This window comes from Clostridium senegalense (assembly GCF_018916625.1).
In the GTDB taxonomy this organism is placed as follows: domain Bacteria; phylum Bacillota; class Clostridia; order Clostridiales; family Clostridiaceae; genus Clostridium_J; species Clostridium_J senegalense.
Map to the genome: position 1 here is coordinate 146,378 of NZ_JAHLNC010000001.1, position 13,063 is coordinate 159,440.

At 26.0% G+C, this 13,063-nt stretch carries 10 protein-coding genes; 2 read left to right on the plus strand and 8 right to left on the minus strand.

Going from position 1 to position 13,063, the window contains the following annotated elements:
* Positions 1 to 4: 4 nt before the first annotated feature.
* The 8 genes from KQI36_RS00770 to KQI36_RS00805 all read right to left on the minus strand — a co-directional run bounded on the left by KQI36_RS00770 (position 5) and on the right by KQI36_RS00805 (position 11,373).
* Complete coding sequence (locus KQI36_RS00770) at positions 5 to 1,024, minus strand: hypothetical protein (protein WP_216449233.1); 1,020 nt, start codon at positions 1,022 to 1,024, stop codon at positions 5 to 7.
* A gap of 113 nt (positions 1,025 to 1,137) precedes the next feature.
* On the minus strand, positions 1,138 to 1,962 hold the full coding sequence (locus tag KQI36_RS00775) for a hypothetical protein (protein ID WP_216449234.1): 825 nt from the start codon (positions 1,960 to 1,962) through the stop codon (positions 1,138 to 1,140).
* Positions 1,963 to 2,142: 180 nt separating this feature from the next.
* The gene (locus KQI36_RS00780; protein ID WP_216449235.1) at positions 2,143 to 2,853 is read right to left on the minus strand and encodes a hypothetical protein; all 711 of its coding nucleotides are present in this window, start codon (positions 2,851 to 2,853) and stop codon (positions 2,143 to 2,145) included.
* A 139-nt stretch (positions 2,854 to 2,992) separates the two neighbouring features.
* A complete protein-coding gene (locus KQI36_RS00785) occupies positions 2,993 to 4,609 on the minus strand; it encodes an ABC-F family ATP-binding cassette domain-containing protein (RefSeq protein WP_216449236.1) in 1,617 nt (538 codons plus the stop codon).
* A 428-nt stretch (positions 4,610 to 5,037) separates the two neighbouring features.
* Complete coding sequence (locus KQI36_RS00790) at positions 5,038 to 6,306, minus strand: DEAD/DEAH box helicase (RefSeq protein WP_216449237.1); 1,269 nt, start codon at positions 6,304 to 6,306, stop codon at positions 5,038 to 5,040.
* Positions 6,307 to 6,624: 318 nt separating this feature from the next.
* Entirely contained in the window at positions 6,625 to 8,127 is a 1,503-nt protein-coding gene (locus KQI36_RS00795; protein WP_216449238.1) for a hypothetical protein, read from the minus strand.
* On the minus strand, positions 8,120 to 9,631 hold the full coding sequence (locus tag KQI36_RS00800) for a YncE family protein (RefSeq protein WP_216449239.1): 1,512 nt from the start codon (positions 9,629 to 9,631) through the stop codon (positions 8,120 to 8,122). The genes KQI36_RS00795 and KQI36_RS00800 overlap by 8 nt, the downstream gene beginning before the upstream one ends.
* Positions 9,632 to 9,867: 236 nt before the next feature.
* Positions 9,868 to 11,373: a hypothetical protein gene (locus tag KQI36_RS00805; RefSeq protein ID WP_216449240.1), complete on the minus strand. Its 1,506-nt coding sequence runs from the start codon at positions 11,371 to 11,373 to the stop codon at positions 9,868 to 9,870.
* 163 nt (positions 11,374 to 11,536) lie between these two features.
* Here KQI36_RS00805 and KQI36_RS00810 point away from each other — a divergent pair, with 163 nt between their 5' ends.
* Positions 11,537 to 12,298: a hypothetical protein gene (locus tag KQI36_RS00810; RefSeq protein WP_010292045.1), complete on the plus strand. Its 762-nt coding sequence runs from the start codon at positions 11,537 to 11,539 to the stop codon at positions 12,296 to 12,298.
* Between the two features lie 155 nt (positions 12,299 to 12,453).
* A complete protein-coding gene (locus KQI36_RS00815) occupies positions 12,454 to 13,020 on the plus strand; it encodes a DUF4489 domain-containing protein (RefSeq protein WP_216449241.1) in 567 nt (188 codons plus the stop codon).
* Positions 13,021 to 13,063 lie beyond the last annotated feature (43 nt).

Genomic DNA, 13,063 nt, shown 5'->3' on the forward strand with positions numbered 1-13,063 from the left:
ACTTCTACATCAATACTTTTTTTTCTTCTAATATTTCAACATCATAATTGAAAGAATTCACAAATTTATATTTACTTTTAAATATACCATTTTCCTGTGAATAATGTACAAATTCTGTTAGTATATTTTCTGTATATCTTGATATAATCATTTTTATATCTTTTATTACAGTTTTATTATTTGTAAAAGGATCAAACTGTAAATCTATCTCCTTAGACCCTTCCAAAGGAATATAAATCACATAATATCCGCTTTCACATGAGAAACCATGTTTTATAATATCCTTAGGTTTTAAATACTTTATTGTTATAGGTAAAATTCCTTCATATATTAATATCCCCTTATTATTTCTATTACTTTTTACACAGTTTGAATTTAAAATAAAAAGCTCACTGCTAACACTCAATATTTTTAGTACTGGAAAATTAAATTCCACATTTGCTACTACTAAGTCATTAATAATTGTATTAGCTAATTGAACTTCTACTTTTTTTATACTTTTATCATCTTGTGATTTTTTCAAAACAGCATCGTTTTTCTCATATCCTTCTATTGATGCACTATCACAAACTTGTATTTTACTTAAATCAACACTATTATAATCAGGCTTAGCTTCATATGAATCTATATAGTTTTTTTTATAATTATCATTATATTCTTTGTTGTTTTTATTAAAGTCTTCAATTAAAATTCGTTTACAACTTTTTTTTCTTTCATTTTCTTTTAATTCTTTACAATGATTTTTTTTATAATAATCATCTTCATTTAATGTCCTACTTTCTTTATAATGTTTTTTAATATTTGTATTATCAACTTCCGTATTCTTACTATGTTCTTTTGAATCTATCTTATAAGTACTACTATCCTTAATTTTATTTATTGTTTTTTTTTTATTTTTAGATGTTTGATCAATTTCTTCTAAATATAAATATAATAATATATAGTTTAAAGTTTTAGAATCAATTTTAATTTTTTTTATTATCAATTCCACAGCTATTTTTATTAGTAATATTTCTAATTCCATATATACCCCACCATAACATTGCTATAATATTATTTTATTTTAAAAATGCAGAGTTGTTACAACTCTGCATTATTTTTTAATTTTCAATATTCAATTATATATATTCTTCTATCCTACTCTTGATTATCTTCTACTAACTGATCATCTTCTACTAACTGATTATCTTCTACTGCTTCATCAGCATCTACAACATAGCATCCTTTACCATCAGAATCTCCACTATAATGCCATCTTTCTATTTCAATTTTAAATATATCAAATTCAAGAGTTAATACTATTTTTTCTGTTAATATAGAATATAGTTCTCCTTCACAGCAGTGTTCATCACATTTTCTTAAAATGTCTCCTTCTCGTATTGACCATGATATTAATTCTGCAAAAGGCGGTCTAAATAATGTTACACTTTCAAATTCCTCTCCATCACATAATGATTGACCCATAAAACCTTTATCACATGGTTCTATTGTATTGTTGAAATATTCAAATCTTCTTCTTTCTCTTGCTTCCGGTCTTGGCAATCTTATACGCCTATCTAATGGACTAGCAAAACTAAATGGTACTTTTATAATTATATCATTTAAATTATTTCTGTAAGTTCTACATCTACTTGTGTCTATTGTTGGATCTATAGGAGTAGCATATTTTATATCTTTTATAATATATCCTTCAACAATTAGCATATGATCTATTATTTTACATTGGTTTATTATAGGAGTTCTTTTTATTCCTTTTATTTCAACAAATCCCTCTGGAATTTGAACGTGATCAATTATTACACCACTAATTTTTGCTTCACCTATTTTTCTTATTTTCTTTTCACCATGTCTTCTATGAGAAGTTCCTGTAGGTGTTAATATAGTAGATTCTAGTTCTATATCACTACAATCACGTGTTGGACATCCACTTGGTAATAAGTTTGGTATACAATTATTGCTCATTATTTTTTCACCTCAAAATATAGTATAATCACAATATATAAATAAAGCCGCATTACAAGCTTTATACTATAATATATTGTATTTATTTGTTTTGGTTACAAACCTCTACATTTTTTTACAAACAATTTATTATAGCTAAACATGTTTTGAAATAAAATAATTATTATTTTTTATACATTATTAAATAACATTTACTTCTACATATTTTTTTACATATATATCAAAATCTAAATTTAATGAAATTTTCTCACTAAATATTTTATATACTTTGGTATCTTTATTTCCTCTTTTATAATTATCCACTCCATCTATTGTCCAACCAGTTAAATCACCATAAGGCAAATCATTAAAGGTCAAAGAATTTTTAAAATAATTTTCACATATTGACAGTGTATTGAAATTTTCTTCAAAATATCTTTTTTTATTATCCTTATTGAAAACTTTATCATTTCTATTTTCTACAAACCCATTAGAATTAAGTTCACTTATAATAGTAGAAATATTAAATGGAACTTTTATTTTTACATTTCTTAAATAATTTTCACAAAAATTATGTGTTTCTAAATCTCTATCACTATATTTAGGTGTAGCATAAGAAATATCTTTTAATACATATCCCTCCACAATTAAATTATCAGATAGAATTTTGCAACTTTTTATAAAAACATCTCTTTTACATTCTTCTATACTTATATAACCTTCTGGAATTGTTACCTCTTCTAATATAGTAGTCTTCATGAATACAGTAGCAAGTAAAACAGGAACCTTTGCTTTATTTAACTTTTTTTCACCAGAATTCATTCCACTACTTCCTATCTGCTTACCTTCTATCGTTATATCACTACAATAATTATTTACAATACTTTTTTCTACTTCTATGTTCATACTCATATAAAAATCACCTCAAAAGTGCTATTTATACTATTCTATTCCCCCTTTAGAAGTTAGGTTCCATTTTTATCCATATACTTCTATTCTTATACATAAAAAATGACTTAAGATAATTTTATTATCTTAAGTCATTTTTTAATTATTTTTTATACATTTCTTGAACTTTACTTTGAATTTCATCACTTTCTAAATACTCATCATATGTCATAGTTCTATCCATAATTCCATTTGGAGTTATTTCTATAACTCTGTTAGCTATTGTTTGAATAAATTGATGGTCATGTGATGTAAAGAATAGTGTTCCTGTAAAGTTTATAAGTCCATTATTTACAGATGTTATTGATTCAAGGTCTAAGTGGTTAGTTGGTTCGTCTAAAATTAATATATTAGCAGAACTTAACATCATCTTAGATAGCATACAACGAACTTTTTCTCCTCCTGATAATACAGAAGATTTTTTTAATGCTTCTTCTCCAGAAAATAACATTCTTCCTAAAAATCCTCTTATAAAACTCTCAGATTTTTCTTCAGAATATTGTCTTAACCAATCAACTAAAGTTAAGTCACAATTCTCAAAATACTTTGAGTTATCGATTGGAAAATAACTTTGAGAAGTTGTAACTCCCCATTTAAACTCACCACTATCAGCTTCTAGTTCTCCCACTAAAATCTTAAATAAAGTAGTTTTTGCAATACCTTCACCTAAAAATATTATTTTATCATTCTTATTTACTCTAAAGCTAATATTATCTAAAACTTTTACTCCATCTATAGTTTTACTTAAGTTCTTAACTTCTAAAATGTCATTTCCAGCTTCTCTTTCTGGTTTAAATCCAACAAAAGGATATCTTCTTGTAGATGGTTGTATATCATCTAATGTGATTTTATCTAATTGTTTCTTTCTACTAGTAGCTTGCTTTGCTTTAGATGCATTTGAGCTAAATCTAGCTATAAAGGCTTGAAGCTCTTTAATTTTCTCTTCTTTTTTCTTATTTTGATCCTTTGACATTTGAAGTGCTAACTGACTTGATTCATACCAAAAATCATAGTTTCCAACATAAAGTTGAATTTTTCCAAAATCCACATCTGCCATATGTGTACATACTTTATTCAAGAAGTGTCTGTCATGGGATACAACTATTACAGTTCCTTCAAAGTCTAATAAGAAGTTTTCAAGCCAAGTTATAGATTTTATATCTAAGTGGTTAGTTGGTTCGTCCATTATTAAAATATCTGGTTTTCCAAATAAAGCTTGAGCAAGTAGTACTTTAACTTTTTCTGGACCACTTAAATCTTTCATTAATTTTGTATGTAATTCTTCAGTAATTCCTAAACCATTTAATAATGTAGCTGCTTCACTTTCAGCTTCCCATCCATTTAATTCTGCAAATTCACATTCAAGTTCTGATGCTTTTATTCCATCTTCATCTGTAAAATCTGGTTTTGCATATAGTGCATCTTTTTCATCCATTATTTGAATCAATTTTTCATGACCCATCATAACTGTTTTCAATACTTCTACTTCATCATATTCAAAGTGATCTTGCTTTAAAACAGCCATTCTTTCACCAGATGTTATAGATACTTCTCCAGTATTTGCCTCTATTTCCCCTGATAATATTTTTAAGAAAGTAGATTTTCCTGCTCCATTTGCTCCTATTATTCCATAACAATTTCCTTCAGTAAACTTTATATTAACATCTTCAAAAAGTTTTCTTCCACCATATCTTAAACTAATGTTAGTTGCTTGTATCATTAATATGTACCCTCCAAATAATTTAAATTTATTCTTTTGTAAATATAACTAATCATCTAAAATCAGTATTTTTTTACAATTAGTGTTCTGAGTATAGACACGTTCACTATTATAGCATATAGCTTGCTTTATTTACAATTATAAATTTAAAATCTCTTAAATAACCATTAATCTTTATGAACATGTAATTCCAAGTTCACTTTTAAAATTTTCTATTTCAAAACTTTTCCAATTAAAATAGTGAGATACTCTGTAAATAACTTAGATTTTAACATCACATTTTATATAAAAATTTTAAAGTTTATTTATAAAATCTTATTTATCAATTAATAAATAAGTTAAAAAGTAATAAATAAAACTGAAAATCAATTTCTTAAAATAAAAACACCATCAACCTTTATATATTTGATAGTGTTTTTCTACGATAATTACTTATTCTTTTTGTTTTTCCAATATTCACTTGAGTTATGTTGTTTCTTATTTTCTTTATAATTTTTTTGTTTGTCTTTTTTACCCTTGCTACTAACTTTATTATATGTCTTCATTTGTTTTTTTTCTTCATCGTTAACTATATTGCCAAAATATAATTCTTTTAAGGGAATGGTTATCTTAAATTTATTTTCTAATTTAGTTATTAATGGCTTTTCTATTTCTGTAATTACTGACACAGAAATACCTTTATTTTTTCCTCTTCCACATCTACCTGACCTATGAAGATAATCCATTTCATTTCCAGGTAAATCTATATTTATTATATGTGTTATTCCTCTTATATCAATTCCTCTAGCTGTTAAATCTGAGGATACCAGAATATTACTTTTTCCATTTATAAATTCATCCATGGATTTTTTTCTGTTTGATTTAAAATCTCCTCCTGAAATGGATACAGCTTTTAATCCATGATATTTTAATTTATCTGTTATAACTTCTACATCATTACTATTATTTATAAACACGATTGCTTTTTTAGGTTTTAACGCTGCAACTAATTTTCTTACCATTAATGTTTTATCTCTTTTATCACATAAAAAACACATATGTTCTATATTTTTATTAGCCATTGGAACTTTATCTTCTTTTATTATAACTGGATCTTTCATAGATTCATTGGCAAACTTTAACACTTCTTCTGTAACAGTTGCTGAAAAGCATAGAAGTTGCCTATCTCTTAAAGTAGTTTTTATTACAGCCTTTGTAACCTCGTTATTATTTTCATCTAAAAGTTTATCACATTCATCTAAAACAATTGTTTTAACTGTATGAGCTGATATTTTTCTTTTTTTTATAAGTTCTAATATTCTTCCGCCAGAACCAATTATTATATGTTGTTTTTCTTTTAACTTTTCAGTTTGACGTTTTATATTTACATTTCCAATTATAGTTGTAGATGTTATGTTCATTTTGCTATCTTTAGATAATTTATCTATAACTTTATGTACTTGTACTGCCAACTCATGTGTTGGTGTTAATATTATAACTTGATTTTCTTTTTTATCTATATCTATTTTTTCAAATATTGGAAGCAAATAAGCTAAAGTCTTTCCACTACCAGTCTCACTTTCACCAACTAAATCCTTATTTTCTAGTATATGCTCTATAGTTTTTCCTTGTATTGATGTAGGAACTTTTATCCCTTGTAATTTTAGAGCATTAATAATATTTTCTTGTATTTTTAAATTTTTAAAATCTTTTTCCATATATATCTCTCTCCTTAAAGCTTAAATATAAGGCTATATTTTTATATCTTCATCTATTATAGTGTCCATTGCAACTATTATACTTGCAAATTATATCATTATAAATGAATTTTTACAAAACAAACTGTAATCTCTACTATAAAAGTTTTAGAAATTACAGTTTTTTAATATTGAGTCATTATTATTTTATCTTCAATATATTTTTATATATTGAATTTTACTCATATTTATATAAATTAATAAATTATTAAACCAAAATAAAAATTCTTCCTTATATAAAATATATGCTATGTCCTTTTATTTTCATTCATTTTTTATTTAATCCTCAAATAACCATTTAGTCAAAGAGAATTTTATTTGTGCAGATTTTTCATTATTACTTTCATTTATAAGCTTTTCTGAATTAGATAAATTTTGAATCTCCATAAGATTTATTTGCTTTTTTAAAATTTCATTTTCGTTTTCTTTTTCAACTAATTTTTCTTCAATAGATATTTTTTCTTTATCCTTTAATAGTAGCTTATTCTCTAAATATCTATTTTTTTCTTTTAATTTATCATTATCATTAATGTATATCTTACCCTTCTCTTTTTCCTTATAAAATTGATATTTAAACTTTATTGCTTGATTTTTTTCATACTTTATAGCTTGATTCAATCTTTTTAATTCTTCTTCTACAATTTTTAATTTTGCTTGAGATTGTTCTTTTTCCATTTTAAGTATTTCTATTTTTGTAAAATAATCTTTTAATTCTACCATTTTATAATCTGAATCCTCTCCCGTATCATCTTCTTGTATATTCATTGATTTTTCTAAAAGTTCTTGCAAAAACATTTGTTCTTGTCCATTTACACTAATTGCGTATATCTCATAGAAACAATTTTTATCTTTTATATCTTCTAAATATTCTTGGTAAAATACTTTTATAGGCACTTCATTATCAAAGTGCTTATATACCCTTGGATTACTAAAATTTTCTCCATGATTTTTAGAAAAACATCCATAAAGATCGTCATTACAAATCCACAAAGCCCATAATACACCCTTTAATATTACTAATACACAAGAGTCAATCTTTTCACATTGAAACAGTATAACATTTCTTTGTAATCCTATTTCTTTATACTGATAAATTACTGTATTACTCTGATTATCTTGAGTAATAAACAGATAATGATTTCTGCTTTCTTCTACGCAAAAAGTAAAATCTACGTAAGGTAATAATGATGTATATATAACTTCTTGCTTTCCCCATCGCTTTTCTATAATATGAAAATTTCTAGAAGTTAATTTATATCTCCCATCTAACATAGTGTTTAATAATAATAGATTTGATTTAGAATCTTCATAAATAAAATATGGAGTTTTATTGCAATAATCTAACTTATTAATTACTTGTGGATTACCTAGATTCACTCCATTTTCAGTAATTTGGTGAACTAGCACTTCTGAATAAGTATGTTTATCTATTATGTTATATAACAAATGAATATGATTTAAATGAAAGAATGCTCTAATATATATAGGCATAATTGAATCATACTTCATATGAAGAAGCGTTTTATAATTCCATTTTATTCCTTCTAATGTACATAAAATAATATCACCACAAATATCCTGACAGAAAACATTAATTTTCCCATTGCACTCCTCTAATACATAGAAGTATTTTAAACTTTCTTTATAAATACTCTTCTTATCGGACCAGTTATGCTTTATAAATATTTGATAATATACCCCTTTTTCACTATCATAAGAAAATTTTAGGATTGTATTATCTTTTTGCTTAATGAAATAACAATCGTATTTTTCGTTAATCATTATTTTCCCTCATTTTTTCATCTTCCATTTGCCACATCTTACAGTCCTTACAAAATGGAATAACTACTATTTCATCCACAATTGCTTTTGTTGAAATTAAAACACTAACATCAAATTTCAAATTTTTATTAATAATAATCGGAATACTTGTCAATTTAGCAAAAGAATTGATTACAAATTCTACTCCCTGCTGCTCTACATAAGCAGGTATATATAATGTAGCTTTCTGAATTCCCTCCAATTTTCCTTCAATAGTATATTTTCGTTGTTGTTTGTCAATACATTCTATGCAATATGGGATATAAAAATTATATTCTATTATTGAATAATCTTTTCTATCATCTATAACACTTCTATTTTTTGTTTCATTTATAATTTCACATTTTTTAAATATAATTTCTTCTATATTTATAATTTCTGTTTCTTCTAAAGATATATTAACTGACACTTCAGGGAAAATTATCTTTTCTTGATAGTTTGATAAAACTTTTTTAACAAGTATTGTAGTTTCATTTTTTTGTTTCAATTTATCTTCTGAATTCGTAAAAATAAAAGATTCATCTTGTACCTCAAATTCACCATGACTAACCACTCCAATATCATATGGAAGACTATTCTTTTGTTTAAATGTAAATGTATCTACAATAGTGTTACTAGAAGTATCTATTATATCAATTACTCCCTTTCCATCATTACTTCTACTAGTTACAAGTAATTTCTTTTTATCAGGAGATAATCGAAGTCTTTGTAATTCTGTTAGAGTTGTTTTTATTGTTGCTACACATTCTTTTTTTAATATATTTATAACATCGATTCTATGTAATCCACTATTTGCTACATATAAATTTTTTTCATCCTGCTCCAGGGCAGTAATAGCAGATCCCTTTTCTAAATGTATATATGAAATACCTCCACTTTCAATATCTAACACGGAAATATTACTTGTATAATTCAATCTATTAACTCCTTTGTTAGAAATATAAATCTCCTTTTCATTTTCCGATATGAGAATATAGTTAGGTGAAGTCCCAACATCTTTGTATTTCTTAATTAAATTAAAATCTGATGTATCATAAACTTTTATTTCATTTTGTAAAATATCCAACACAAATAATTTTTTCTTATCCTTATCAAGTTTTAAGCTATCTGCAGCAATAAAACCTGTTAAGCATTCAATTTTTTCACCAGTTTTTAAACTATAAATACATACTTCTTCAGTATCGCAAACATAAATATTCTCAGTGATTGAATCCACCTGTATATTACCATTATTAGGCATATGCCATGTTTTATTAGAATCATATAAGTCGTTAATGAGCGTGACTTTACCATTTCTATCACTGGCTATATACACATTGTTTTTTTCATCTACTATGATATTTTGTGGCCTTGGACCTATTTCAATTTCCTTTATAATAGAATAATTTTCTCCATCAATAATAGACACCATGCCTGTACCTAAATTTGATACATAATAAATTGTCTTTTTTCCTTTATCAATCATAAAGTCGCTCTCCCCCTCAATTACTTATACTAAAGAATATGCTTTATGAGTGCTTATTATTCAATAAAAAAATATGAAAAGATCTGGTTAAGCAGATCTTTTCAACTAATTCATAGTTCTCATTTTTTTCTTATCTTACAATCCTATATACTGTAGTGGGCTACATATTTTTTTTAATGCAAATTATAATAATTCTCTACTTTTTTATTGTATATCCTAAAATCTTAAAAGTGATTCTATATTTCACTTGATCTTTTTCCTAATAATCTCTCCATAATGGATTGATTCTTTTCAAGTTCAAGTTCTTTATGCAATTTTTCCTTTTCTTCACTTATCATCTTAATTTGTTGTTTAATTACTATATTTTCTTCTTTAAATTCTTCTAATTCACTTTCAATACTTGTTTTAATCTCTCTTTCTTCCAATAGCTGCTGATTTATATCCTCTAAGTCTTTTTGAGTCTTCTGCTGCAATTCTAAGAATATATTATAATTTTCTTCCACCTTATGTTTTTGTTCTAATACTTTTACAATCTTTTCTTCATAATCTTTCATAAATCTTTGCTTCTTTTGCAATTGTATCTTTAAGGAATCAATTTTTCTTTCTAAACTCATCTTCTCTGATGCTATCCTAGATAATTCAAGTTTTAAGTTTTTAACTGTTTTTTCTTCATATGGTGTATCTGTGTTAACTTTATCTACCTCATCATATTTCAACAAATCCTTATTATCTACTACAAACCAACTTGGAATCAATAGACTCAAATCTAACTCATTAGTTCCATAAACTCCCATTGATTTAATTGAACTCTTATCATCAATACGAATAAAACAATTATATCGACTTACTGCAAGTTCGTCTCCTCTATCAAAGTAGCATGCACTACTCCACTTTCCATCATTAAAAACTGTGTAAAAAATCTTGCCTTGCTCTAACCAACAGGAATACAATTTATTATTTTTAATAAATAATAAAGGTTCCTCTAATTTATCATTACTTTCATGAACTCTGAATTCTTGAATATTTCCAGTCATATCTATATAAACGTGGTCAAGAAAATTTATAGACTCTTCTCTAGACTTATTTAATATATGAATATCTTCTTGATCTCTTAATACTTCAAATCCTATATCATCACCTTGAATACCATAAAGCCTATTTACAGAGCCCCATTTAAGATTTTCAAAGCTATAATAATTTAAGGATATCTCATCACCTTCATCAGTAATAAAAAACATATCAATATTATTATTTTCATTTACATTTATTAAATAGTGTTCTCTTAAATTAGGTACTAACATAATATCCTGCAATGTAGTGCTTCTAGTTTCTCTTCCATTCCATATACAATGCATTAACACTCCATGATTACTACCATCACTATCATCATTACCTACTAGCAAATAAAAAATATGCATATTATCTCCAATAATTTCAACTTTTAAGTTTTGTATTTTAAATTCATCAATTTGTATTTTATAAAGAATCGTTCCTACCCATTGTTTATCTTTCATGGTACAGTATTTTAATTCTCCTTTAATGTTGCTGTAGACTATATGTATCGTTTCATCTTCCTCTACATACACAGCAAATCCTAATACATCTCTATCAATAAGACTTTCTTTCGTCCACTTTCCTTCTCCATACATAATTTTGTAAACTAATTCTTTATTATTATTTTCAAAAAATTTCCATATATTATTTGCATAATCAACATATATCCATGGATATATACTACTCATTCCACTCCCCCCTTTATAGAATTATATTTTTAGTAAAAACTTATTATGCCCTTCTGTAAAATAAAAAATTATTTTTCACAACTTTTATTGCTTAACATACAATATATTATAAACAATAAAAAAATTTATATTTACTATATTTTTTTGAAGAGGAGGAGAATTTATGTCCATTAACTTGAGGAATTTTTCACCACGTCCCGGTCTTGTAAATAAACAGGGACGTTTACCAGATCCTTCTGAATTAGTCTGTATTGAAGTGCCTAAAATCTTCGATCAATGCTTAATAAAAAGATGTCTTGTATATGGTCAAGGTCATGACACAAATATGACAGATTGTGATTTAAGAAGTAATCCATTAACAAATCCAAAGAGATATATTAATAGTAGAGATTTTAATTTAGAATTAACTTCAGTAGATAAAATTCCACTTATAGGAAAGCCAGGATTTAAAAAACTAGTTATTTCTTACAAAATTTCTTTCTATTCAGATTATATTGATGAAAATGGTGTCAATCAATGTGAATTTTTTGAAATTAATAGAACAGATGTAATTGGTAAATTTTACTGTCCTGATTCTATAGCTCAAATTTCTGCTAGTACTGTACCAGTTCAAAATGCTGAAGATTTAGATTCTAATATAATAAAACTTGAAATGGTTGCTACCGCTCTAGATGGTCAACTATTAAAGGATGAGAACTGTAACGATGTTTTAGATATTACTTTAGGGTACTACATCGTTGTAAAATGTGAGCTTATTGTACAACTTTTAGTTCCTGCTTACGGCTACTGTCCAGTTCCAAAAGAACCATGTGCAGAAGAGCCTGAAGAAAATCCATGTGCAAGATTTGAAAAAGCTCCAATTCCTAAGTTCTATCCAGATCAAAATTTAGAGCCTTTATTCCCAGATTGCGATGACAATTATTGAAAATATAATTAGTAAAATGAAATCAATACATTATCATCACCATTCTCCTATAATAATCATATATTATAGGAGAAGTATTAAAAATTACTATATATGAATTAATTTGCATATAGTAATTTCTAATTAAATTTATCTAATTAAAGGAGGGTTCATTTATGAATTCAATGTCAAAAAACTGTTGTACCGATAACCATAAGTGTTGTAATCACAACCATAATTGTTGTAATGATAACCATAATTGTTGTAATGATAACAATAATTGTTGTAAAAAAGACGATAGACCATGTCCAACTATTATAAAATGTGGAACTCCTAGTGCAACTACAATTCCTGCTGGTTCAGTAGCTGGAACACAATTTACAGTTAGTTCTATTACTTTAAATAATTCTTGTTTATGTAGACCTGTTACTAAACTAGAGTTTGCAAGTAATCTTGTTGCTCCAGTTGCTTTCACAGGAATTATAAACTTCCAAGTATTTAAACTTTGTAGAGGTCAATTTGCACCTGTTCCTGTTGGACCTGCATGGACATTTGAATTAGTAGCATTACTTTCATCACAAACATTCTCATTCTTCGTTTGTGACTGTGATTCTTGCTTTGATGATTGTTGTACCTATACTGTAGTTGCAACTGTTACTAGTGCAGTTACTGTTGGTACTCTTAACATCAACAACGCAAACCTTGGCGCAATAACAACATGTAATTCAAGTAATTGTTGCTAATAATTAAGTAAAAAGCTAATTAATTTTATATATAGAGTAGGTG

Coding starts and splice junctions, on each gene's coding strand:
- KQI36_RS00810 (WP_010292045.1), top strand. CDS start 11,537: ATGTCCATTAACTTGAGGAATTTTTCACCACGTCCCGGTCTTGTAAAT.
- KQI36_RS00780 (WP_216449235.1), bottom strand. CDS start 2,853: ATGAGTATGAACATAGAAGTAGAAAAAAGTATTGTAAATAATTATTGT.
- KQI36_RS00815 (WP_216449241.1), top strand. CDS start 12,454: ATGAATTCAATGTCAAAAAACTGTTGTACCGATAACCATAAGTGTTGT.
- KQI36_RS00800 (WP_216449239.1), bottom strand. CDS start 9,631: ATGATTGATAAAGGAAAAAAGACAATTTATTATGTATCAAATTTAGGT.
- KQI36_RS00805 (WP_216449240.1), bottom strand. CDS start 11,373: ATGAGTAGTATATATCCATGGATATATGTTGATTATGCAAATAATATA.
- KQI36_RS00770 (WP_216449233.1), bottom strand. CDS start 1,024: ATGGAATTAGAAATATTACTAATAAAAATAGCTGTGGAATTGATAATA.
- KQI36_RS00785 (WP_216449236.1), bottom strand. CDS start 4,609: ATGATACAAGCAACTAACATTAGTTTAAGATATGGTGGAAGAAAACTT.
- KQI36_RS00795 (WP_216449238.1), bottom strand. CDS start 8,127: ATGATTAACGAAAAATACGATTGTTATTTCATTAAGCAAAAAGATAAT.
- KQI36_RS00775 (WP_216449234.1), bottom strand. CDS start 1,962: ATGAGCAATAATTGTATACCAAACTTATTACCAAGTGGATGTCCAACA.
- KQI36_RS00790 (WP_216449237.1), bottom strand. CDS start 6,306: ATGGAAAAAGATTTTAAAAATTTAAAAATACAAGAAAATATTATTAAT.